The following is a 23,234-nucleotide window of genomic DNA, read 5'->3' on the forward strand; positions in this document are numbered from 1 at the left end:
GTTTTCTATTCAGATAGTGCAAAGGCCTCTACTTCAATCAGATAACCATGGTGCAGTTCTGGTACGGGAACAACAGATCTGGCCGGCTTGGTTTCACCAAATAGTTCCGAGTATATTTTGTTGAATTCAGCCCAGTGTTCCACTCCAACAATGTAAGCGGTCACTTTTAATATCTGATGCTTTTCTGCGCCGGCCGCTCTGGCAATGGCCAGTACGTTGGCAAGGCATTGTCTGGTTTGTTCAGAAAACGATTTATTAAAGCCATGGGTTCCATCCTTTTCTGCGGCTAGTTGCCCAGAAATAAAGATGATGTCACCTCCGGTTTTTGCCTGGGAATAGTGACCAAAGGGGGCTGGTGCGTTCTTGGTTGAAATATTCATAATGAATTCTCCAATGTAAAGAAATGGCTGTTGAATCCTTAATGACCGATACTAATGCTGATTGAACCGGCGTTTAATAAAACCACATGTAGACCTGGTGAACGCCGTTGCAACCTGCCGTGAATACTCATCGAATATTTGCTCAGGCCGAACAGGCTCGCCACGGCAAGATAAAATCCCGGCCTTGGTGTGAGCCTGTTTGCAATGCTTGTGCGCTGCCCGGTCGATACAGCACTATCAGGAGCCGTTATTTAATTATTGCCTCATCCACCGCCACGGCGTCGGTGCTGCCGCAGTTACCACCCCTTGATCCGGTGCCAGACTTCGTGGGTTCCGTGCAGGCCGTCAAACACCTGATACTGGTCGTGCATGGCGGCGGTCGCACAGGCATGGTTGGGCAGGATACGCACCCGGCTGCCGATGGGAAAATCCTCGAAGCAGAGCGGATGGCCATCCACCCGGCCGATGATGCCGTGCTCCTGATTGGCGCTGAGCACCTGCATGCCCGCCATCACGGCGCCACCGGCGTTCGCCACCTGGCCATAACCATAATCGACCGGTGCCCTGGCCGTGCCCCGGTCGGCAGACAGCGCCATCCAGCCCGCATCCACCAGCACCCAGCCCTTGTCCCGATTGTGGCCGATCACGGTGGCGACCACGCTGAGGGCAATATCCTCGAGTTCGCAGACGCCGATATTGGCCATCACCAGGTCGAAAAAGCTGTATACGCCGGCGCGCACCTCGGTCACGCCCTCCAGTTGCCGGTAGCTGAACGCCGTGGGGGTGGAGCCCACGCTGACCACCGGGCAGGGGATCTGCCGTGCGGCCAGGGCGTTGCGGGCCCTGAGCGCGGTCGCGACTTCGTTGTCCGCCGCTTCCTGCAGCCCCTGCCGCCGGTAGCAGCGATAGGACTCACCCGCGTGCAGTAACACCCCCTGGAACTGGGCCGGCCCGTCCGCCAGCAAGCGGGCCAGTTCGATCAGCCGCGGATCTTCGGGGAGGATGCCGCCGCGGTGACCATCGCAGTCAATCTCGATCAGGGCAGGTATGGTGCACCGATGGGCGGCGCAGTAGTCGTTGACCGCCTGCACCTGTTCCGGGCTGTCGAGCAGCACGGTGAGGGTAACCCCTTGTTCAATCAGGGCACCGACCCGGGGCAGCTTGGCCGCCGAAATGCCGACGGCGTAGGTGATGTTGCGATAGCCCGCCTCCGCCAGCGCTTCCGCTTCCCGCAGGGTGGACACGGTGACGGGCGATGAAGCGTCGGGCAGCACATAAGCCGCCGCCTCGATGGCGCGTATGGTCTTGAAGTGCGGCCGCAGGGCCACGCCAAAGGGTGCGATCAGCGAGCGCAACCGGATCAGGTTATCGATGAATTTGGGTTTGTCCACCATTAGAAAGGGGGTGTTCAGATGGCCATGGGCCGCTGCCGGCGCTTGCGTTGATCCTGTATGGGTTTGCATGATGACGTTCCTCCTGTCGTTGCTTCGATAATTTCGCTGGTGTTGAGTATGGAGGAACTATGCTTTAATAAATATTAATCAAAAATTACTTATTAATTAGGTTTCATCTTAATGATCAGTACGGAAGACTTGCGCTTTATCAGGATGCTCGCCGGCCATCGCACACTCGCCGAGGTCGCCCGGGCAATGAATGTGACCCCACCTTCCGTCACCCAGCGGCTCAAGCACATTGAAGACAAACTCTCGACGCCCCTGGTGCAACGGCCTTCCCGCACCATCAGCCTGACCGAAGAAGGGCTGCTGCTGCTGGAGAAGGGGCAGTCCATCCTGAACGAGCTGGATGAACTGCAGGAACAACTGGCCGATCGAAAACGCCTGGTCGGCGGCAAGCTGCGCGTGCTGGCGCCGCTGGGCTTCGGCAACGAGCACGTGGCCCCCCTGCTCGGAGCGTACAAGCGGGCCCATCCGCAGCTGGATGTTGAGCTGGAACTCTCGGATAACCCCGTCTGGTCCAGCTGCCACAAGTGGGACGTGATCATCTACATCGGCGCCCTGAGGGACTCCTCCCTGAAGATGGTGACCCTGGCCAGAAACCGGCGTTTTGTCTGCGCCGCGCCCGCTTACCTGGCCGCCCACGGCGAGCCGCGCAGCCCGAGGGAGCTGCTCCGGCACCAGTGCATCGCCCTGCGGGAAAACAACGAAGACGTGACCTTGTGGCCCTTCAGGCAGCGGAACAGCAACAAGGAAGAGGTCATCCGGATACATCCGCAACTGGCCAGCAACGAAGGCAGGGTGGTCAAGGATTGGGCCCTGGCCGGGCTCGGCATCATCATGCGTTCGGAGTGGGACGTGCAGGCCGCAATCAACAGCGGCGCTCTGGTGCGCCTGTTGCCCGACTACCGGTTGCCGGATGCCGACATCGTTGCCCTGGTGAGCGGCCGGGGAGGGGAACGCTCCGCCCGGGTCTCCGGTTTTCTCGCCGCGCTCAAAGCCGGTCTGCAGCCGGCACCCTGGCTGGCCGGGTAGCGGCTATCGGCTTTCCCGACACCATGTTCCTCAGGTTTTTCCCTCGGTAGCAATGTTCACGGCCGCGAGAATCCATTCCCGAAAAGCGGCCATGGCGGAGGTTTCGACCCGCGACTGCAGGCGTGCCAGCCAGTAGCTTCCCAGGCTGACGGCGGTGTCGAAGGGTTGTACCAGATCTCCGGCGACCAGGTGGCGGGAAAACATCAGGGGAGGAGCCAGGGCCAGGCCCACGCCCTGCCGCGCCGCTTCCATCATGGCGATGGACGAGTCGAACACCATGCTTCCCGGCACCGGCAGGGTGGCGGTCACCCCGGCGGCCAGCAGCCATTCCGTCCACTCGTCGGCCCGGTAGGAGCGCAGCCAGGTTTCGTTCAACACATCGACGGGGCCACTGAGCCGGGCGGCGATGGCGGGAATGCACATCACCGACAGCGAGGCCGGCAGCAGGGGTTGTGCCGCTATGCCGTTCCAGGCGCCGGTGCCGAAGCGGATGGCGTAGTCGAGTCCTTCGGCGGCGATGTCCACCCTGTTGTTATGGGTGGAGAGGCGCAGGTCGACGAAGGGATACCTCGCCTGGAAATCCGCCAGGCGGGGCAGCAGCCAGCCCACGGCGAAGGTGCCCACGGCTCCCACGCTCAGCACTTCCCGGTAGTTGCCGTCCCCGAGCCGTCCCAGGGTATGGGTGATCCGGTCGAACGAGTCGCGCAGCACCGGCAGCAGTAGTTCGCCTTCGCGGGTGAGCATCAGCCCGCGGGGCAACCGTTTGAACAGGGTCACCTGCAGCTGCTGCTCGAGGCTCTTGACCTGGTGGCTGACCGCGGCCTGGGTCACGCACAGCTCGATGGCCGCACGGGTAAAGCTCAGGTGCCGGGCCGAGGCCTCGAAGGCCCGCAGTGCCTTTAACGGCAAGTGGGGACGTGCCATACAAACCCTCAAATTTTTCTAATGGCTGATGCAAAATATCGCCGTTTGTCGATTCGGACGAAGCCCCGTATGTTAGGCGCCTGCAGCGGCCCGCCAAGACTCCGGCGAGCCATGCCGACAGCAACGGGCCGCCTCGTAGCCAAGCGGACGACGACGGCCAATAACCTGATACACGGGAACAGGATCCTATCATGAGCAAGATTTTCATGGCAAAAGCGGGCATTATCGCGGCCAGCTTTCTTTTATTCGGTGCCGCCACCTGGGCCGCCGATGGTGACGACAGGGGGCGGATCGAGGCGCTGGTGAACGAGACCATCGAGCCCCTGCTCGCCGAGCACCGTATCCCGGGGATGGCGGTCGCCCTCAGCCTCGATGGTCGGAGGTATTATTTTAATTACGGTGTGGCCGATCGGGAGGCGGGCGTGAAGGTCACGGAAGACACCCTGTTCGAGATCGGCTCCGTCAGCAAGACCTTCACCGCCACCCTGGCGTCCTACGCCCAGGCGGTCGGCGCCCTGTCGTTCTCCGATCCCGCCAGCCGGTATTTGCCGGCGCTGGCGGGCAGCCGGTTCGATGAGATAAGCCTGCTCGAGCTCGGCACCTACACGGCTGGCGGCCTGCCCCTGCAATTCCCCGAGCAGGTGCAGAGCGAGGAAGACATGCTCGACTATTATCGCCACTGGCGGCCGGACCATGCCGCCGGCAGCCACCGGCTCTACTCCAATCCGAGCATCGGCCTGTTCGGCTATCTGGCCGCCCGGAGCCTGGACGAACCTTTCGAGGAACTGATGGAAAAACAGCTGTTTCCCCGGCTCGGCCTGAGCCACAGCTACCTGCGGGTGCCAGCGGCGCAGCAGCCGCACTACGCCTGGGGTTATTCGAAGGAAGACAAGCCGGTGCGGGTGAATCCGGGCATGCTGGATGCCGAGGCCTACGGGGTGAAAACGAGCGCGGCCGACTTGCTGACCTTCGCCGAGGCCAACATGGATGACGCCGCACCTGACGAGAATCTGCGCCAGGCCATGGCGGACACCCGGGCGGGCTACTTCCGCGTGGGTGACATGACTCAGGGCCTGGGCTGGGAAAGCTATGACTACCCGGTCACGCTCGAACGGCTGCTGGCTGGAAACTCGACGCCGATGATCCTGGAGGCCAACGAGGCCGTCCGGCTCAGCCCGCCGTTGCCGCCGCGCAAAGCGGCCTGGTTCAACAAGACCGGCTCGACCAACGGTTTTGGCGCCTATGTCGCCTTTGTGCCCAGCCAGCGGTTAGGCATCGTCATGCTGGCCAACCGGAACTACCCCAATCCGGAACGCGTCCAGGCGGCCCACCGGATCCTGACGGCGCTGGCGGCCGAGCCCGGGCGCTGGCCCGGTTGATAGACGCCCGGCGCAAGATCCGGGGTGCCGGCGGGGGAATGGGGGGCTATGCTCAAGGCCGTTATCTTGCTTTCAGGATACCCTCATGACCCCTTCGACTGACGATACCGCCCCCTCCGTCGGTAGCGGCATGGCACCCGCCGGCGGCCGGTTGGCCCTGTCGCTTTCCCTTCCCGCCGGTTTTCGCCCCGGCGACATCCTGGCCTTTCACCGTCGGGACCCCGAGGCGATCGCGGAAAGGGTGGATGAGGCGGGCCTGCACAAGGGGCTGCTGTGGCAGGGGAGGCCGGCCTGTTTGAGCATTCGTTTTCAGGGCTCGGTCGCCGTGGTGCGGCTGGCGGTCGACGGCCGGGTTGCGGAGGCGGACTCGCCGGCGCTGGAGGCCATGGCGAGACGCATGCTCGGCCTGGAGCAGGACGTCGCCGCCTTCGAGGCCCGTTACCGGGAGCATCCGCAACTCGGCGAGCTGCTCGGCCGCCAGCGGGGGTTGCGGGTGCCGCTGACCGCCACCCCCTTCGAAGCCCTGGTGTGGGCGGTGACCGGCCAGCAGATCAGCGTGGCGGCGGCGGTGTCGATCCGGCGCCGCCTGCTGCTGGCCGCCGGGCTGCGCCATTCCTCCGGGCTGCTCTGCCACCCCGCGGCCCCGCAACTCGGCGCGCTGGGCGCGGAGCGCCTGCGCCGGGCCGGCTTCTCGGCCGCCAAGACCGCCACCCTGCTGGCCCTGTGCGAACAGGTCGGGTCGGGCCGGCTGCCGCTGGAACACTGGCTGCGGACGCTGCCGGTCGAGGAGATAGCGGCGCGGCTGGGGGCGGTGCGCGGCATCGGCCCCTGGACAATCAACTATTCCTTGCTGCGCGGCTTCGGCTGGCTGGACGGCTCCCTGCACGGCGATGTGGCCGTGCGCCGGGGCCTGCAACGCCTGCTCGGCAAACCCGGGCCCCTTGCCGAAGCCGAGGTCCGGCACTGGCTGGCGGCCTTTTCCCCCTGGCGCGCCTTGCTGGCCGCCCACCTCTGGGCCATGCAGTCCGCCGCCGGCTACTGAACGGTCGGCACTAGCGCTCGCCGAAGGATTCCGACAAAGTCTTGCGCAGGGGCTTGAGCAGATATTTCATCAGGGTGCGGTCGCCGGCGCGGATATCAACCTGGGCGGTCATACCGGGCAGGATATCCAGTGTCTTGCCGGTTGTGGTCGTGACAGGAATACGGGTCGGCGCAACCCTGACCCGATAATAGATATCCATGCCGCGGGGGGTTTCTTCCTTCAGGGTATCGGGGCTGACATAAACCACCTTGCCTTTGACGCTGCCGAAAATGGTGTAGTCGAAGGGGTCGAAGCGAATGGTCGCCTCCTGTCCCGGCCGGACCCGGGAAATGTCAGCCGGACTTACTTTGGCTTCGATCAGCAGGTCGTCATCGATCGGGATGATCTGCATCAGTTCGTCACCGGCCCGCAGCACCCCGCCGACGGTGGTGACCCGGATGTTCTTGACGATACCCGGCACCATGGCGGTAAACACGGCGCCGGCCTGCTCTTCCAGGCGGCGCGCCAGTACCTGCTCGTTCTGGCCGATGTCGTCTTCGGCCTTGGCCAGTTCCTGGCGGGCCTCTTCCAGGAACTGATTCTGTCGATTGACCAGCTTGGCGTCCGCCTCGTTCAGGTTGCGTTGTACCCGTAATCGCTCGGTACCGCTGGCATCCCCGCGCCGGTGCAGGGCCTCGACCAGGTTCAGCTCCTTGCGGGCCAGTTCAACGGCCGTGCGCAGGGTGCGCAACTCTTCCCTTAGCCCGGTCTGGCGCTGGCGGAACAGGGCCTGCTCCAGCGCGGCGGTATCCGGTGCCCGCTCCAGCAGATCCACGGGAAAGGCCAGGCCGTCTTCACCCAGGACTTCGGCCCGCAGCCGGGCGGCCTTGGCCCGGAGGGCGAACAGCCGGGCTTCTATTTCGCCCACAGACGCGCCAAAGCGGGCCTGATCGAGCCTGGCCAGCTCTTGCCCCGGTGTTACCCTGTCACCCTCTCGGACCATCAGGGATTCCAGCACGCCGCCATCGATGGACTGGATCACCTGTACCCGGCTGCTGGCGATCACCTCGCCGCCGGCCCGGGCGACTTCATCGATGCGAAAATAGCTGGCCCAGAGGATAAACAGCACCACCGCCCCCAGGAGCGGCAGCAAAAACCAGCCATAGCGGGCCCGGTGTGCATTCTGCAGCCGGGCCACCCGCGCCCGCAGCCGGGCGTCGTCGTCTTTCACCACCTCAGACCACATGGATACTTTCCTTATGCCTGACCGTTACGCCGGAACGTGCGGCCAGGGCCGGGAGCACCTGCCCGGGGCTGCCGTCCTGGATGATTTTGCCTCGTTGCATCACCAGCACCCGGGTCGCCAGCCGGGCGGCCATCATGGGTCTGTGGGTGGCCATCAACACGATATCTTCCGGTTGGACGGCGGCACCGAGCACCTGCCACAGGCGTTGTTCACTGTCGTTGTCGAGGGAGGCCGTGGGTTCATCCAGCAGCCAGATGCGTGGCCGGGCCAGCATGACCCGGCCCAGGGCTACCAGCTGGCGCTGGCCGCCGGACAGTCCCTCACCGCCTTCGCTGATCGGCAAGTCCAGGCCTTGCGGGCTGCCGGCGGCGATGTCGTCGATGCCCAATTGCCGGGCCAGGCTCAACAACTGCGAATCGCTACCGCTGCCGGCCAGGCCGAGGTTGCTGCGCAGGGTGCCTTTGAACAGCTGCGGGGATTGCGGCAGGTAGCCGACAAAGCTCGTCAGCATCTGCGGGTCGATTTCCCACAAGTCGGCGTCATCCAGCCGGATCCGACCCTCGCCGGGCCGGTACAGGCCCGCCAGCAGCTTCAGCAGCGTGGACTTGCCACAACCCACCGGCCCCACCAGCAGGACCCGCTCGCCGGCCCGTAAATCCAGGCGGTCGATATCCAGCTGGCGTACCGGCGCATCGCCATAGGCGAAGCGGAGCTGCTCCAGGGTGACCGATGCCGGCGGTTGATCGGGCAGTACCAGGTGCTGATCCGGGCGCCGTTCCCGGGGCAGGGCCAGCACCATGTGCACCATTTTCAGGGCCTGGGAAACATGTTGCCACTGCACCAGGTTTTGCACGCTCTGGGCGACAGGGGCGATCACCCGTCCGCCGAGAATGCTGCAGGCGATAAGGCCGCCCATGGTCAGCACACCGGCTTCTATCTGCCATACCCCTACCACCACGGCACCGACATAGGCGAGTGTGGACAGGCTGGCGGTCGTTACCGAGGAAAAGGTACTGATGGCTTTCTGGCGGATATTGTAGGCGTCGACGGAGTCGGTCAGATCCTGCCATTCCTCGGCAAAGCGCCAGCCCGCGTGGTTGGCCCGGATCGACTCGGCTCCGCGGATGGTATCGACCAGCAGTCCCTGGCGTTCGTTGCTGCGGACCAGCTGCTTGCGCAACAGCTCGCGCAGCCGCCATTGCGTGAACAGGCCCAGCACCAGGGCGAGCGGCAACAGCAACGCATACACCCACCCGACCTTGCCGCCGATCACCGCAATCATGGTGATAAAAAACAGGGCAAAGGGTAAATCGATCAAGGCAAAGACGATGCCGGAGGAAAAGAACTGACGCACCGCATCCAGGCCGTTTACCTGGGCCGCCAGGGTGCCCAGGCTGGGAGGCAGGGCGTCCAGCCGGATATGCAGCAGGTGATCAAACACCTGGCGTGACACCCGTTTGTCCACCGCGCAGGCCAGGCTGTCGATGATCCGGGCCCGGATGGTCTTCAGCAGCCAGTCGAGCAGGATCACCAGCAGCATGCCGGCCACCAGGGTGGTCAGGGTGGCGTAGGCCAGGGTTGGAACTACCCGATCATAGACCTGCATGGCGAACAGCGAGGTGGCCACGGCCAGCAGATTGACCAGCACGGTGGCGATAACCACCTTGCCAAGCCAGCCCTGCTCATGGAACAGCGCCTGCCATACCAGCCGGGCGGCCAGGTTGCCGTGCAGGGAGGGCAGGCTGTCGAAGGCCCGGGGCGGCGGTATCCGCAACCACAGTACCCGGGCATCCTGCAGTTCCTCGTCGGTGGCGGTATGGATGGCGCCGGTGTCATCGGTCAGCAGCAACTGGCCGGCGGCATCGCGTTCGGCCAGCCACCATTGCTGTTGGTGGTAAACCAGCCCGGGCAGCCGTCGCGGATCGAACCGGCGCCATTGCAACAGCGCCGGACTGATGGTGCTCTGGCCACATTGTTTCAGCACCTGGCGCAGCCAGTCGGCGATCGGCAAAGAGCCGTCCTGCCCGGCACAGGCCTGGTGCAGAACCGGGGTGTCCACCGTTAGCGCAAGCCGTTGCAGCAGCTTTTGCAGGGCCCGGGCACTGGGGTAGGGCAACTCAGACATGATCGGCGTCATCCTTGATCAGGGCGTCGAAGCCGCCGATCAGCGTCATCAGCTGCAGGCTGTATACCAGCCAATCGTTCTGGGCCTGCACCTGCTGCAGCCGCTGGTCGGCCAGCTCGCGCTGGATATTCAGCAGATCCTGCCAACTCTTGGTGCCGGTTTCATACTGACGGCGGTAGGAGTCGAGCAGCGAGTCCAGCTCCTGGATGGACGTCGCCAGGGAAGCCTGCAGCGTTTGCTGCAACTGTCGCTGGCGGATCAGCCGCTGGCTGATGCGTGTGGTGTCGTTACGGGCGCTGAGCAGGGCCTGCTCGGCGGCGCTCTGCTCGGCGAGCGCGGTGCGGGTCCGGCCGCGGCTGGCAAAGCCCAGCCCATCGAGGGTTCCTTCCAGTACCAAACCGGCGCGGCTGTCGTTGCCATAGCCGGGTTGGTCATAGTCCTGATCCAGTTGCAGATACAGGGTGGGCATGGCGGCGGTGCGGGCCTGAGCCACTCCGGCCCTGGCTCCGGCAATCAGCCGTTGTTTATGCAGTATCTCGGCACTGTTTTCGAGCGCCAGCTCTTCCAGCATCTCGGGGGCGGGCAGGCGCAGCAGCGCATCCGGTACACCGGGTGTGGTGTCCACGGCGATCTGGGTCAGTGAGCGCAGTTCGTTCAGGGCCACATCCAGCTCCCCCAGGAGCAACTCATGGCGGGCTTCCGCCTGGGCCAGCCGGGTTGTCGCCAGGCTGACATCGGCACCGGACGCCAGCTCCCCCCGTGCTCGGCGCTGGATCTGCCGGTGCAACTGGCGGTGGGCGTCGATATTCTCCCCGGCGACGTCCAGGCTGCGACGGCTGCCCTGTACCCGGGCATAGGCCACCGCCGTCTGCTCAAGCAGCTGCCGACGCACCCGCAGCAGATCGGCCTGTTCGGCCTCGGTCTGGGCATCGGCAAAAGCGATGTTGTTGTCGATGCGGCCGAATGCCCACAACGGCTGCCGGACCCGGAGGTTGACCGGAGAGTCGTGGTCGCCGCTGCCCACTCCTTGCTGGGCCTGGGCCGACAGGGTGGGGTAGCGCTGGCTGCGGGCGGTATCGCCACCAAAGGCGCGGGCATCCAGCTCGGCCTGTTTGCCGCCAATGGCCGGATGATGGGTCAGCGCCGCCTCCAGCGCCGCTTCCAGCCCGGCCTGGGCCCAGGTCGGGCCGGACAACAGGCCGAGGCAAGCGGCCAGCAGAGCCGGCCGCCAGCAAGGTAAGCCTTTCATTACACACTATCTCCATCATGATGATATTCGGGATCAATGCCATCGGCTTCATGCCGGTTTGGCACCGCCAGCAGGGTGCCGGCTCGGTCGGGCCGGCCGTGTAATCGCCAGGCCCGGGCCAGATCTTCCCGCCATTGCCGGTTCCAGGGGCAAGCGGCCAGGGCCTTTTCCATCAGGCCGATGCCATCGGCCAGGTGGCCCTTGTCGCAATACACCAGCCCCAGCATGAAATGGGCGGCGGCATGTCCGGGCACAAAATGCAGCAGTTGTTTGAAACAACGCTCGGCCTCGTCCAGCAATCCGGCCCGATATTGGTCCACCCCCTGGCTGAGCCAGCCGGGCTCCGGCAGGGTGACCATTTCGATCGGCTCCCAGCGGATCTTGCGGTTGGTGCCGGCAATCAGCGGCGCCAGGTGTCGTTCATAGCGGCGCCATTTCTCGCGGCTGCTGTGGTAGATGGGCTGGCGCACCTGCCAGACACTGGCGGTTTTCACCGGCCGCTCGAGTTCGCTGAAATTGAGCACCTGTGGTTCCCAAGCGACCCCGATATAGTCGAGCATCATGCGCGCGCTGGCTTCGGGGTCGGCGATCACCGCCTCGTATTGCACTTCCAGGATCTCGCCGGGAAAGACCTGGTTCCAGTGGTGCATCAGCAGGTTGTGATCGGCCAGTTGTTCGCCGATCCACTCGAGATGGTAGGCAAAGCCCATGCCGCCGTGCTTGGCGGCATAGTCGGTGAAATAGTTGGAAAGGGCGATGTCGCGTGGATCCCGCCGCACCGAGATGATTCGGGCATGGGGAAACAGCAGCTTGATTAGGCCGATATTTTCGAAGTTGTGGGGTAGCTTGTCGACCACATGAAGGGCTTCCGGCGCGTACTCCTGCAATTCCTTGAGCACGTACCCGGCGATGCCCCGGCTCACCCGGGCATCAAGATCGTCCACGCAGTCCGGGTAGCCACGACCGGAGCCTGCGCGCCGTTCCCAGCGCTCCAGGCCGGTGATGACCCGTGGCATGATCCCCAGCTCACCGGCGCCGTGGATGCGGCTGTGGCCGGCAATGATCTGCTCCACCAGGGTGGTGCCCGAGCGGGGCATGCCCAGCACGAAGACCGGCAGACGGCTGTCCACCCCGCAGCCAGGCCGATGCTCGTACAGAGCCCGGTTGAAGGCATGGCGAACGCGGGCGCAGCGCTGTCGATGGGCCTTGGGATCATAGTTGAGCAGGCGGCGGGCAGCCGCATTGGCCTCATCCGCCAGCGCAAAGGCCCGGTCGTAGTCTTTTCGCTTCTCCCAGGCGACGGCCAGCTGCAGCAGCAGACTGGCACGCACACTACCTTCCTGCCCCGGGGTGCGCGCCAGGGTTTCGAGGCGCTCGAGGGTGGCGTCGTCATCCGGAAAATGCCGGGCGTTGATCAGGGCGCTGTGACCCCGGGCCGGATCGATGGACTTGAGCTGCTCAAAGCACTCTACGGCCTCATCGATACGGCCCAGCTGCATGAGCAACTGACCCAGGCCCTGCCATGCCGGGACATTACCCGGCTGCTCCTCCAGCACCTGGCGGTAGGCGGCGACCGCTTCGTCGAATTTCTGTTCCTGGCCAGCCAGCCCCGCTCGCGCCAGGCGCAACTGAAGGTTCAGCTCAGCCAGAACCTCGGCCGGCAGGCGAGCCGCGGAATAACCGTCGAGTTCGGCACCGGCCTGGTCGATGGCGTGTCGCGCGGTGGCCGGGTCGAACTGAATGCTGTGGCTGGCCAGTTGCAGCCACAGCCCCACCGAGGGCTCCTGCGCATCCCGCGCGCAGCGAATGGCGCGGCGCAACAGGGCTAGGCACTGGGCCGTGCGGCCCTGTAGCTGGGCCAGTTCGGCCAACTGCGTGAGCAGAAGGCGATTATCGGGGTAGTGGTTGAGGCCGGCACGCAGCCGCTCCTCCGCCTGGGCATGGCGATCGCGGCCTTGCAGGCGCCGTGCATAGCCGGCCAGCAGGGCACACCAGTCGGCTGCCGGCAGTGCGCCGCGCTGCACCTCCAGCCAGCTCTCCGCAGCATCGAAAGCCTCGTCCAGCAACCACAGGTCCAGGCGCAGGCCGCGCAACTGCTGGTCGTAAAAGGCGACGCTGTCGGCCGGCCAGTGGCCGCGCTCCGTCCGCCAGCAGGCTTCGGCCCTGGCCAGCACTGCCCAGCCCTCGTTCACTTGCTGCTGTGCGTACAGGCGCAGCAGGTTAAGGAACACCGGCATGCGGGGGGTCAGTGACAGGCTTTGCCGGAACAGCGTCAGGGCTTCATCAATTTGCCCCTGGTGCTGGCGACAGAACCCCAGGCGGGCCAGCAACAGGCTGTGAGGAGCCTTATCACGCCGCAGCTCGGCTTCCAGCAGCTCGACGGCGCAGTCCAGGTCGCCCAGCGCCAGATGCACCGCGCCGAGGTCGACCCGGGCATCGCGGTCCAGGGCGGCAATATCCAGCCTCTCCAGCATCGCCCGCGCTCCACCGCGATCGCCCAACTGGGCCATGGCCAGGGCCAGCAGAACGGTCACGGCCGGATCGGTGGACGATTCCTGAAGACAAGCTTCTTGCAAGGCGAAGTACGCCTGTTGCTCCGCCAGGCGGCGGAGCAGTGTCAGTATCATCATCCCGCCCGCCTACACCAGGCCTTGGGACGTGAGGATATTGCCGGGCATCTGTGTAAGATAGTGTTGAGCAAGGCCGAGCTTGGGAGGTTGAGCCGACTCCCACAGGTGGTGCGAGGTGCCTTCGCTCGCACTCCAGAGCGTCGCAGAGCCTCTCTCGTTATTCACCGCTCTCGATAGATAAGCGTAGGATGCGAACACGGCAAAGGCGCTGCTGGTCGGGCCCGTCCAGAGGAAGAAGCCTCCCGCCGAGTCGCTGCCCGTCGCGGTGACTACATTCCCTTTGTTCCCGATCATGGGACTGCCATCGCCAACGAATACGATCTTGTCATCGGTTCCCAGCGTTCCTGCGCTACCTGTCCAGGTTCCCCAGCTGGCAGCCGGATTGGACGAAGTACCATCTGTATTCAATATATGAGAATCACTCTGCATACGGATATAGATGGTGTAACTGGTATTCGCATCGAAGACACGTCCGCTGTGGTTGGAGCTGACGCCGTTAACCAGATCGAAAACAACAATGGACGTATCGGTAGAGGATTCGGCCACATCATTGATGGCCAGTGCCACGCCCTGCTCGGTCTGGTTGCCGGCGGCGTCGGTGGCCACCACGGTGAAGTCGTAGCTGGCCTTGGTTTCGAAGTCCGGGTTGCCGGTCAGCGTGACCGCGCCGGTGGCGGCATCGATGGTAAACGCCGCCGCGTCATCGCCGTTGTCGGCCTTGAGGCTGTAGCTCAGCACCGTGTCATCCGTGGCCTGGGCGGTGTAAACCACCTGCTCCGCGCCGCTGTTTTCGTTAATGGCGGTGGCGGTAGCGCCGGAAGTGAACCCGGGAGCTGTGGTATCTACCTTGTAGCCGGCGTTATCCGTGACGACACCGTAGTCGAGGATCACGTCCACCCCGTTGACGTTTTTCAGGGTGCTGCCGTTGAGCTCCAGGGCATCCTCGGGCAGGGCGATGCCATCCAGGTCGGTCTGGCCCGGCAGCACGGTGTAGGTGAAGCTCAACTGCCTGGTGCCCGAGCCGCCGGCATAGGTCGCGTAGACGGTTTCGCCACCGATGTCGAGCGCCAGGCGCGGGTTGCCACCGGTGGTGTCCACCGTTACCGACTCGAACAGCCCGACCGTCAGGGTGAGGGTATCGCCGGCATTGAGGTAATCTCCCTGCTTGCCGGACGCCGCGGTGATCGCCACGCTGGTGATCACCATTTGGGCCAGGCCCTGATCGATCAACACCCCTTCCGGAATGGCATGATCGTAAGCCTGGTTCAGCGAGGCGCCCTGATCCGGGTTGCTGGCCCAGGCGCCGCCCCAGAGATCGACACTGATCGCCCCGGGACGCTGGAGCACCCCGGTATGATGCAGCGCAATCTGGTTGCTGACAGGCATCGGCATTGGAGCGCCAGGATGATACATCGGGAAGCCAAACGATGTAGTCGTATATCCGGGCCCGGGCACCCACTGTATCGTTTGCGTTTTCCAGCCCAGGCTGTTGTCGTTTACCGCAAGCTGTGAGACGGCCTTGTTGACGACGGTGACGGCTGCATCATTGCCTACCAATATGATCTGATCATCGGCACCGAGGTGTTCGGCACCACTCCAGGTACCCCAGCTATCATCCAGCCCCGGCCCCTCGCCGTCGGTACTGGGGCTGGAGCCATAGCCGCCGTTGACCCGGATATAGACGGTGTAGCTCTTGTCCGCCTGGAAAGTACGGTCGCTGTGGCTGGAGCTCACTCCTTCCGCCAGATCGAATACCACCACGGAGGTGTCCATGTCCGGCGCCGTGGTGAAATTCAGCATGCTGCTGTCGGCAATGCCGGCATAAGGGTTGCCGGCTGCATCCGTGAGGGCGCCGTCGTCAATCTGAAGGTGATAGTCGGTTTCGAAAGCCAGGTCGAGCGTGGGATTGATGGTCACCGTATTGCCGCTGATGCTCACCTGGGCGTCATCCACCGCAATGGTGCGGATGTCTCCGGCACCGTCGCTGATCACGATATTGCCGCTGCCCGCCTGCACGGTTTCCGCGAAGGTCAGCACAATATTGCCGTCGACCGCCATAGCCCCGGCGCCATCCACCGGGTTGCTGGAGGCGAGGGCTGGTGCCGTGGTATCAACCAGAAAACCTGCGTTATCGGCCACGGCATGGTGAGCCAGGTTCGCTGCATTGCCTGCCGCGTCACGCAGTATGCCGCCATTTAATTGCAGCGCGTTTTCCGGGATGCCGATGCCATTGGCATCGGTTTGCCCGGCCTCAATGACATAACTGAACACCAGGCTGGTGCCGCCGCTGCCCGAAACATAGTCGGCGTAGACGGTGCTGCCGCCGATATTGAGCGCGATACGCGGCGTGCCGCCCGTGGTGACCACGCTGGTATTCTCGCTCATGGTCACGGTGATGCTGACGGTGTCACCTTCGTTAAGGGTATCGTTCCGCCCCCCAACGGCACCGGAGATGGCCACGCTGCTGACCGAAGGCGGAACCTCGTCGGCAATATCATTGATATTCAGCGTGACCGCCTGCTCACTGTGGTTGCCGGCGGCATCGGTGGCCACCACGGTGAAGTCGTAGCTGTCCTTGGTTTCGAAGTCCGGGTCTCCGGTCAGCGTGACCGCGCCGGTGGCGGCGTCGATGGCGAGCAGGGCATGGTCGTCGACGTCCTTCAGGTGGTAGCTCACGCCGCCGCTGATATCGCCGTCATCGGTGCTGCTGGCGGTGTAGATCCGCTGGCCGGCGCCACTGTTCTCGTCGATAGCGGTGGCGGTCGCACCGGAGGTGATGGTGGGCGCGCTTTCATCCAGATCGTTGATGGTGAGGGTGACCGCCTGCTCGCTGTGGTTGCCGGCGGCATCGGTGGCCACCACGGTGAAGTCGTAGCTGCTCTTGGCTTCGTGATCCGGATCGCCCACCAGGGTGACCTCGCCGGTGGCGGCGTCGATGGCGAGCAGGGCATGGTCACCGACCGCCTTCAAGCGGTAGGTCAACCCCGCACTGGTATCGGTGGTGTCGTCCGTATCGGCCGTGTCGGTAGCCGAGGCGGTATAAATCACCTGTCCAGATCCGCTGTTCTCGTCGAGCGTCGTGGCGGTTGCGCCGGAGGTGATGGTGGGCGCGCTTTCATCCACATCGTTGATGGTGAGGGTGACCGCCTGCTCACTGTGGTTGCCGGCGGCATCGGTGGCCACCACGGTGAAGCTGTAACTGCTCTTGGCCTCGTGGTCCGGATTGTTCACCAGGGTGACCTCGCCGGTGGCGGCGTCGATGGCGAGCAGGGCATGATCGTCGACCGCCTTGAGACGGTAGCTGACGCCATCGCTGATATCGCCGTCATCGGTGCTGCTGGCGGTGTAGATCCGCTGGCCGGCGCCGCTGTGCTCGTCGAGGGCGGGGGCGGTGCTGCCGGAGGTGATGGTGGGCGCGCTTTCATCCACATCGTTGATGGTGAGGGTGACCGCCTGCTCGCTGTGGTTGCCGGCGGCATCGGTGGCCACCACGGTGAAGTCGTAGCTGCTCTTGGCCTCGTGATCCGGATCGCCTACCAGGGTGACCTCGCCGGTGGCGGCGTCGATGGTGAGCAGGGCATGGTCGCCGACGTCCTTGAGACGGTAGCTGACACCGCCGCTGATATCGCCGTCATCGGTGCTGCGGTGGTGTGGCCGAACCGGCCCGCCCAGATGCAAATGCTGGAACAGCGTTACCACTTGCACCGGCTGGATCTGGCGGCCGATCCGGACGCCCTGCTGGCGGCGGTGGGCGGGCGCGTCCGGGCGGTGGTCACCTCCCACGGCGGCGGTTTCCCGAAACACCTGCTGGACCGGCTGCCCAGGCTGGAGATCGTGGCCTCGTCCGGGGTGGGGGTCGATACCCTCTGCGTGGCGGACTGCCACGCCCGGGGCATACCGGTGACCCATACCCCGGACGTGCTGACCGAGGACGTGGCCGACATGGGGCTGCTGCTGCTGGCCACGGTGCGCCGGCTGCTGCCCGCCGAGCGCTGGGTGCGGCAGGGGCTCTGGCAAAAGCGGGGCATGATGCCGCTCAACCGCTCGGTCACCGGCAAGAAGCTCGGCATCGTGGGGCTGGGCCGTATCGGCAAGGCCATCGCCCGGCGGGCGGAAGCCTTCGGCATGGCGGTCTGCTACTACGGCCGCCGCCGGCAGGAAGGGGTGGACTACCCCTGGTACGACGATCTGGTGCAACTGGCCCGGGAGGTGGACATCCTGATGCCGGTGCTGCCCGGCGGGGAGCAGACCCGGGGCATCATCAGCGCCGAGGTGCTGCGCGCCCTGGGGCCCGGGGGCTATTTCGTCAATATCGCCCGCGGCTCGGTGGTGGACGAGCCGGCCCTGGTCGCGCTGCTGCAACAGGGCGGGCTCGCCGGCGCCGGGCTGGACGTGTTCGCCGACGAGCCCCGGGTGCCGGCGGCGCTGCTGGACCTGGACAACGTGGTGTTGCAGCCGCACTGTGCCAGCGGCACCGAGGAAACCCGCGGCGCCATGGCACAGCTGGTGGTCGACAACCTGGCGGCCCATTTCGCCGGCCGGCCGCTGCTGACCCCGGTCGGCTGAGGGCGCGCCGCCCGCGCCTTTATCACCGCCGTCATGCCCGCGAAGGCGGGCATCCACAGCCCGGGGGTATTGCTGCAAAAGCCGGAAGGCCCCGACTCATGGACCCCCGCCTTCGCGGGGGTGACGGGGTAAGGTGCCTTCGCGGGGGTGACCGGGGAGCCATCCGCCGGCAGCCCTCCCATACCAGCCGGTTTTTTCGCACAACGGCCGGCCTTTTCCCTTGCCCGATGATTTGTTAACGGTTTTTACAACTGTGATCCGCTTCACGTAACAAGTGTTGCGCCTTGGTTTGTATGATGTACGATGAATGACAGTCCACTCAGGATGCTCCGGCATCCGATGGTACGGGGTGGCCTGTCGCACGATTATCGCGATGCTGGCGCCGTCCGGCAAAATCACGACGTTAACTTCAACATTATAGGGAAGGACATATGAAAGGATTAGTTCATGGCATGCGTCTGGCGGTATGTGGTCTGGCGGTCGTCGCGGCGACCCAGGCGATGGCCGAGGAACAGCTGATCAAGGGCAATATCCGCCTGGTGATCGGCTCCACCTCCACCGGCGGCGACACCTATCAGAACGCCAGCATCATCGCCGAAGAACTGGCTAAGAAGCTGGATGTCAACGTCAAGGTCGACGCGGTGGGCACCTCCGCCGCCTTCAAGGCGCTGGCCCGGGGCGCCAGCGGCAACACCCTGATGTTCTTCCACGATCAGTCCTACCTGGGCAACCTGTACGGCATTCGTGGTTACGACGACATCTTCACCGAGTACAAGGTGGGCCCCATGGTGTCCATCAACCCGGGCGACGCCTTCCTGACGCCGAAGAACTCCCCCTACCAGACGGTGGAAGACATCGTCGAGGCGGTCGGCCAGGACAAGCAGGTGCGGGTGGCCATCCAGCCCGGCGGCGTGTCCGAGATCGGTTATTCGGCGCTGAAAAACGCGGTCATCCTCACCCACCCGGGCAAGGAAGACAACCTGGTGGCGGTGAACACCGGCTCCCAGTCCGACAAGAACCAGCTGCTGTTCGACGGCCAGGCGGATCTGATCCACGGCTCGGTGCAGGCCAACGAGCAGTACACCCGCTTGCCGGCGGACGATCAGAAGGCGATGAGCTTCGCCTGGCTGATGGCCCGTGAAGGCACCCTGGCCCAGGCCAACGAGGAAGGCTTCGGCCAGACCAACCGGGACGCCCTGCTGGGCTACGCCGAGCCCAATATCAGCGTGACCCTGAACGGCACGGACAACTTCACCTTCGACAAGGAATTCTTCTTTATCTACAACAAGGATATCAAGCCGGAGATCGTCGAGTACCTCGACCAGGCCCTGACCGAGATCTATGCCGAAGGCCAGGTGCAGCAAACCTTCAAGAAAAACTTCTTTATCCCCAACTTCATGGCGTCGGCTGAATCCGAGCGCTACCTGAAAGAAAAAGCCACCACCTACCAGAAGGTGATCCAGGCGATTCAGTAAGGCAACCCGGGGCTGCCCCACGGCGGGGCAGCCTTGTTTTCGGTGTTATATGGCGCTCCATATAACGGCATAGTTGGTATAGGTGTTGATATGGCAGCTTCACTCTCTTCCCTGCTCGAGGTCTCGATCGACTTCGAGCAGTCACATCTCTTCTTCCCCCGCCTGGTGGCCATCACCCTGCTGGTGCTGCTGGTGATGATAGTCGCGATCTACGGCCGCGCCTTTCTGGCCGAGGTCAGGTCCGGGCAGCGCTCCCTGGCGTTCTTCGATGCCCACTCGGACAAGTTCCGCCTGTTCGGCACCATCGGCCTGACGGTGGCCTACTTTCAGCTGATGGACTGGGTGGGGTCGATGTTTCCCAACATGGGCTACGGCTTCCTGTTCGTGTCCATGCCCTTCATGTTCCTGATGTCGCTGCTCTATGTGCACGGCCTCGACAAGCGCAAGCTGACGGGCATCGCGCTCAACGCGCTGATCGCCCCCTCCGTGGCCTGGTACGTCCTGGCCAACCTGTTCAACATCTCTTTGCCTTAACGAGCGAGGATTTACCCGATGGACTTTTTATCGCTCCTGTCCCCCATGTTCTACGTGCTGGTCACCTGCGGGGTACTGATCGGCGTGATCTTCGGCGCCATTCCCGGCATGACCGCCACCATGGCGGTGGCGGTGTGCCTGCCGCTGACCTATTCGCTCGGGCTGGAAAACGCCCTGGCGCTGCTGCTCGGGCTCTACGTGGGCGGCATTTCCGGCGGCCTGGTGCCCGCCATCCTGATCAACATTCCCGGCACCCCGTCCTCCATCACCACCACCTTCGACGGCTACCCCATGGCCCAGAAGGGGGAGGGGGAGCGGGCGCTCAAGATCAGCATCGTCGCCTCCCTGTTCGGCGGCCTGTTCAGCGCCCTGGTGCTGTACTTTTTCGCCCCGGTGCTGGCCGACTTCGCCATCAAGTTCTCCTATATCGAGAAGTTCCTGATCATCTTCTTCGCCCTGACGGTGATCGCCTCCCTGTCCAAGAACATGCTGGTGGGCATCTTCAGCGGCGTGCTCGGGGTCTTCCTCAGCCTGATCGGCACCTACGACATCTCCGACGGCGGCAACGGCGAGCCGCGGCTGATGTTCGAATTTATGGAGCCCTACCTGGAAGAGGGCTTCTCCCTGCTGCCGGTGCTGATCGGCCTGTTCGGCCTGGCCTCCATCCTGGAGGACGCGGAGAAGGGCGCGCGCCGGGAATCCGGCGAGAGCAAGATCGAGCTGAACAAGGGCAAGCCCTTTTCCTTCCGGGTGTTCCGCGGCCAGCTCGGCAACCTGATCCGTTCGTCCTCCATCGGCACCTTCGTCGGCATCCTGCCCGGGGTGGGCGGCAGCGCCGCTTCGGTGCTGGCCTACACCCAGGAGAAAAACTTCTCCAAGGAGCCGGAGAAGCTGGGCAAGGGCGCGCCCGAGGGGCTGGTGGCCTCCGAGTCGGCCAACAACGGCCTGACCGGCGGCGCCCTGATCCCGCTGCTGTCGCTCGGCATCCCCGGCGACAGCACCACGGCGGTGCTGATCGGCGCCTTCACCCTGCAGGGCATCCAGGTCGGCCCGCTGTTCATCGGCGAGAACCTGGACACCTGGAACGTGATGATGTTCGGCCTGCTGATCGCCAACCTGCTGATGTTCGCCATCATGTTCTTCGCCATCAAGTACGTGGCGCGGGTGGTGCTGGTGCCCAAGCACATCCTCTACCCGATCATCGTGATGATGTGCGTGGTGGGTGCCTATGCCATCAACTACGGCATCATGTTCGACGTCTGGACCCTGCTGATCTTCGGCATCTTCGGCTACGTGGCACAGAAGATCGGCATCGAGCTGGCGCCGCTGATCATCGGCTTCATCCTCGGCTCCTCGGCGGAGATCTACTTCGTCAAGAGCCTGGAATCCTTCGGCACCCTGAGCATCTTCTTCACCAAGAGCCCCATCGCCCTGGTGCTGTGGCTGCTGATCCTGGCTTCCGTCGCCTTCTCGGTGTTCATGGCGTTGAAGGCCAAGCGCTCCCGGGCCGTCGAAGCCGCCGCCCACTGTCCCCATCAAGCCGAATCCTGAGGTTTCCATGCAACTTACCATCAAGGTCAATGACATCGACAACGTCGCCATCGTGGTGGAGGCGGCCGGCCTCCAGGCCGGCACCGGGCTCGACGACGGCACCTGCCTGCGGGAGCCGGTGCCCCAGGGTCACAAGGTGGCCCTGGCGGACATCCCCGAAGGGGGCGACATCGTCCGCTACGGCGAAATCATCGGCCAGGCGCTGCAGCCCATCGCCCGCGGCGCCTGGATCAACGAAACCATGGTGCGGTTGCCCCGGGCGCCGGCGCTCGACGAGCTGCCCCTGGCCACCCGCGCCGCGCCGGCCCAGGCGCCGCTGGAGGGCTACACCTTCGAGGGCTACCGCAACCCGGACGGCAGCGTCGGCACCAAGAACGTGCTGGCGATCAGCACCAGCGTGCAGTGCGTGGCCGGCATCACCGATCACGTGGTGCGGCGCATCAAGCAGGAGCTGCTGCCCCGTTATCCCAACGTGGACGACGTGGTGGCGCTGACCCACAGCTACGGCTGCGGGGTGGCGATCAACGCCCCGGCGGCGATAGTACCGATCCGCACCCTGCAGAACCTGGCGCGCAACCCCAACTTCGGCGGCGAGGTGATGGTGATCGGCCTGGGCTGCGAAAAGCTGCAGCCGGGCCGGCTGCTGCCCGCGCCGCCGCAAGGACAGATCATCCAGGTGGGGGAGGGGCGGGAGCCGATCCTCAGCCTGCAGGACGAATCCCTGCACGGCTTCGCCGACATGGTCGAGGGCATCCTGGCGATGGCCCGCCGGCACCTGGAAAAGCTCAACCGCCGGCGGCGCGAGACCTGCCCGGTCTCGGAGCTGGTGGTGGGGGTGCAGTGCGGCGGCAGCGACGCCTTCTCCGGGGTGACCGCCAACCCGGCGGTGGGGTTTGCCGCCGATCTCATCGTGCGCGCCGGCGGCAGCGTGATGTTCTCGGAAGTAACCGAGGTGCGTGACGCCATCCACCTGCTGACCCCGCGCGCCGCCGACGAAGCCGTCGGCCGCGCGCTGCTGCGGGAAATGCAGTGGTACGACGACTACCTCAACCAGGGCCAGGCGGATCGCAGCGCCAACCCCTCGCCGGGCAACAAGAAGGGGGGGCTCAGCAACGTGGTGGAGAAGGCGCTCGGCTCCATCGTCAAGTCCGGCTCCAGCTCCATCGTCGACGTGCTGGGCCCGGGGGAGCGCATCCGCCGCAAGGGACTGACCTTTGCCGCCACCCCGGCCAGCGACTTCGTCTGCGGCACCCTGCAGTTGGCCTCGGGCATGAACCTGCAGGTGTTCACCACCGGCCGGGGCACCCCCTACGGGCTGGCCATGGCGCCGGTGATCAAGGTGGCCACCAACAGTGCCCTGGCCCAGCGCTGGCACGATCTCATCGACCTGGACGCGGGGCGCATCGCCACCGGCGAGGCCAGCATCGAGCAGGTGGGCTGGGAGCTGTTCCAGCTGATCCTGGAGGTGGCCAGCGGGCGCCGGCAGGTGGCGGCGGACGCCCTCGGCCTGCACAACGATCTGGTGCTGTTCAACCCGGCGCCGGTGACCTGAGCTCCCGGTTCAGGCCGGGTTAACAAAGCGTTAATTTGGCTTGATCCATTAAAAGTATGATGTATGATGAATGACATGTGGCGAAGCGACAGCGGCGCCATATCGACAACCGA

16 protein-coding genes are annotated in these 23,234 nt (G+C 64.5%); 8 read left to right on the forward strand and 8 right to left on the reverse strand.

All coding sequences use genetic code 11. From position 1 onward, the window contains the following. Positions 1-5 precede the first annotated feature (5 nt). Complete coding sequence (locus C7H85_RS02540; protein WP_106728135.1) at positions 6-380, reverse strand: RidA family protein; 375 nt, start codon at positions 378-380, stop codon at positions 6-8. Between the two features lie 296 nt (positions 381-676). After that, a complete protein-coding gene (locus C7H85_RS02545; protein ID WP_106728136.1) occupies positions 677-1,843 on the reverse strand; it encodes an alanine racemase in 1,167 nt (388 codons plus the stop codon). A gap of 111 nt (positions 1,844-1,954) precedes the next feature. Here C7H85_RS02545 and C7H85_RS02550 point away from each other — a divergent pair, with 111 nt between their 5' ends. Then, a complete protein-coding gene (locus C7H85_RS02550; protein ID WP_106728137.1) occupies positions 1,955-2,869 on the forward strand; it encodes a LysR family transcriptional regulator in 915 nt (304 codons plus the stop codon). A gap of 30 nt (positions 2,870-2,899) precedes the next feature. Here C7H85_RS02550 and C7H85_RS02555 read toward each other — a convergent pair whose 3' ends face one another. Further along, on the reverse strand, positions 2,900-3,793 hold the full coding sequence (locus C7H85_RS02555; protein WP_106728138.1) for a LysR family transcriptional regulator: 894 nt from the start codon (positions 3,791-3,793) through the stop codon (positions 2,900-2,902). Between the two features lie 191 nt (positions 3,794-3,984). On the opposite strand from C7H85_RS02555, the gene ampC reads away from it, so the two are divergent. Both ampC and C7H85_RS02565 read left to right on the forward strand, forming a co-directional pair. After that, positions 3,985-5,172 carry a class C beta-lactamase gene (ampC, locus tag C7H85_RS02560; RefSeq protein ID WP_106728139.1) on the forward strand — a complete coding sequence of 396 codons (1,188 nt, stop codon included), beginning with the start codon at positions 3,985-3,987 and terminating at the stop codon, positions 5,170-5,172. 85 nt (positions 5,173-5,257) lie between these two features. After that, complete coding sequence (locus C7H85_RS02565; protein ID WP_210433542.1) at positions 5,258-6,214, forward strand: DNA-3-methyladenine glycosylase family protein; 957 nt, start codon at positions 5,258-5,260, stop codon at positions 6,212-6,214. 10 nt (positions 6,215-6,224) lie between these two features. Here the strand turns inward: C7H85_RS02565 and C7H85_RS02570 are convergent, their stop codons facing one another. From C7H85_RS02570 to C7H85_RS02590, 5 genes are read right to left on the reverse strand one after another with little or no spacing between them, the layout of a single operon-like run. Beyond that, positions 6,225-7,439, reverse strand: a complete 1,215-nt coding sequence (locus C7H85_RS02570) for a beta-barrel domain-containing protein (RefSeq protein WP_106728140.1) — start codon at positions 7,437-7,439, stop codon at positions 6,225-6,227. Beyond that, positions 7,429-9,564: an ATP-binding cassette domain-containing protein gene (locus tag C7H85_RS02575; protein ID WP_210433543.1), complete on the reverse strand. Its 2,136-nt coding sequence runs from the start codon at positions 9,562-9,564 to the stop codon at positions 7,429-7,431. Before C7H85_RS02575 ends, C7H85_RS02570 begins: the two co-directional genes overlap by 11 nt. After that, positions 9,557-10,813, reverse strand: coding sequence for a TolC family protein (locus C7H85_RS02580; protein ID WP_106728142.1), 1,257 nt, complete (start codon positions 10,811-10,813; stop codon positions 9,557-9,559). The genes C7H85_RS02575 and C7H85_RS02580 overlap by 8 nt, the downstream gene beginning before the upstream one ends. Continuing rightward, positions 10,813-13,443 carry a tetratricopeptide repeat-containing sulfotransferase family protein gene (locus C7H85_RS02585; protein ID WP_106728143.1) on the reverse strand — a complete coding sequence of 877 codons (2,631 nt, stop codon included), beginning with the start codon at positions 13,441-13,443 and terminating at the stop codon, positions 10,813-10,815. The genes C7H85_RS02580 and C7H85_RS02585 overlap by 1 nt, the downstream gene beginning before the upstream one ends. Positions 13,444-13,452: 9 nt before the next feature. Beyond that, entirely contained in the window at positions 13,453-17,148 is a 3,696-nt protein-coding gene (locus tag C7H85_RS02590; RefSeq protein ID WP_210433544.1) for a cadherin domain-containing protein, read from the reverse strand. On the opposite strand from C7H85_RS02590, the gene C7H85_RS02595 reads away from it, so the two are divergent. The 5 genes from C7H85_RS02595 to garD all read left to right on the forward strand — a co-directional run bounded on the left by C7H85_RS02595 (position 17,116) and on the right by garD (position 23,121). Next, positions 17,116-18,009 carry a 2-hydroxyacid dehydrogenase gene (locus tag C7H85_RS02595; RefSeq protein WP_168388223.1) on the forward strand — a complete coding sequence of 298 codons (894 nt, stop codon included), beginning with the start codon at positions 17,116-17,118 and terminating at the stop codon, positions 18,007-18,009. The genes C7H85_RS02590 and C7H85_RS02595 overlap by 33 nt on opposite strands. Before the next feature lie 431 nt (positions 18,010-18,440). Further along, the gene (locus C7H85_RS02600; protein WP_106728145.1) at positions 18,441-19,484 is read left to right on the forward strand and encodes a type 2 periplasmic-binding domain-containing protein; all 1,044 of its coding nucleotides are present in this window, start codon (positions 18,441-18,443) and stop codon (positions 19,482-19,484) included. 90 nt (positions 19,485-19,574) lie between these two features. Next, the gene (locus C7H85_RS02605) at positions 19,575-20,018 is read left to right on the forward strand and encodes a tripartite tricarboxylate transporter TctB family protein (RefSeq protein ID WP_106728146.1); all 444 of its coding nucleotides are present in this window, start codon (positions 19,575-19,577) and stop codon (positions 20,016-20,018) included. An 18-nt stretch (positions 20,019-20,036) separates the two neighbouring features. After that, complete coding sequence (locus C7H85_RS02610; RefSeq protein WP_106728147.1) at positions 20,037-21,569, forward strand: tripartite tricarboxylate transporter permease; 1,533 nt, start codon at positions 20,037-20,039, stop codon at positions 21,567-21,569. A 7-nt stretch (positions 21,570-21,576) separates the two neighbouring features. Next, a complete protein-coding gene (gene garD / locus C7H85_RS02615; RefSeq protein ID WP_106728148.1) occupies positions 21,577-23,121 on the forward strand; it encodes a galactarate dehydratase in 1,545 nt (514 codons plus the stop codon). The last annotated feature ends 113 nt before the right edge of the window (positions 23,122-23,234 follow it).

Source organism: Zobellella endophytica (genome assembly GCF_003012775.1).
GTDB lineage: Bacteria > Pseudomonadota > Gammaproteobacteria > Enterobacterales > Aeromonadaceae > Oceanimonas > Oceanimonas endophytica.

Coding starts and splice junctions, on each gene's coding strand:
- C7H85_RS02540 (WP_106728135.1), bottom strand. CDS start 380: ATGAATATTTCAACCAAGAACGCACCAGCCCCCTTTGGTCACTATTCC.
- C7H85_RS02545 (WP_106728136.1), bottom strand. CDS start 1,843: ATGCAAACCCATACAGGATCAACGCAAGCGCCGGCAGCGGCCCATGGC.
- C7H85_RS02550 (WP_106728137.1), top strand. CDS start 1,955: ATGATCAGTACGGAAGACTTGCGCTTTATCAGGATGCTCGCCGGCCAT.
- C7H85_RS02555 (WP_106728138.1), bottom strand. CDS start 3,793: ATGGCACGTCCCCACTTGCCGTTAAAGGCACTGCGGGCCTTCGAGGCC.
- ampC (WP_106728139.1), top strand. CDS start 3,985: ATGAGCAAGATTTTCATGGCAAAAGCGGGCATTATCGCGGCCAGCTTT.
- C7H85_RS02565 (WP_210433542.1), top strand. CDS start 5,258: ATGACCCCTTCGACTGACGATACCGCCCCCTCCGTCGGTAGCGGCATG.
- C7H85_RS02570 (WP_106728140.1), bottom strand. CDS start 7,439: ATGTGGTCTGAGGTGGTGAAAGACGACGACGCCCGGCTGCGGGCGCGG.
- C7H85_RS02575 (WP_210433543.1), bottom strand. CDS start 9,564: ATGTCTGAGTTGCCCTACCCCAGTGCCCGGGCCCTGCAAAAGCTGCTG.
- C7H85_RS02580 (WP_106728142.1), bottom strand. CDS start 10,813: ATGAAAGGCTTACCTTGCTGGCGGCCGGCTCTGCTGGCCGCTTGCCTC.
- C7H85_RS02585 (WP_106728143.1), bottom strand. CDS start 13,443: ATGATGATACTGACACTGCTCCGCCGCCTGGCGGAGCAACAGGCGTAC.
- C7H85_RS02595 (WP_168388223.1), top strand. CDS start 17,116: ATGCAAATGCTGGAACAGCGTTACCACTTGCACCGGCTGGATCTGGCG.
- C7H85_RS02600 (WP_106728145.1), top strand. CDS start 18,441: ATGAAAGGATTAGTTCATGGCATGCGTCTGGCGGTATGTGGTCTGGCG.
- C7H85_RS02605 (WP_106728146.1), top strand. CDS start 19,575: ATGGCAGCTTCACTCTCTTCCCTGCTCGAGGTCTCGATCGACTTCGAG.
- C7H85_RS02610 (WP_106728147.1), top strand. CDS start 20,037: ATGGACTTTTTATCGCTCCTGTCCCCCATGTTCTACGTGCTGGTCACC.
- garD (WP_106728148.1), top strand. CDS start 21,577: ATGCAACTTACCATCAAGGTCAATGACATCGACAACGTCGCCATCGTG.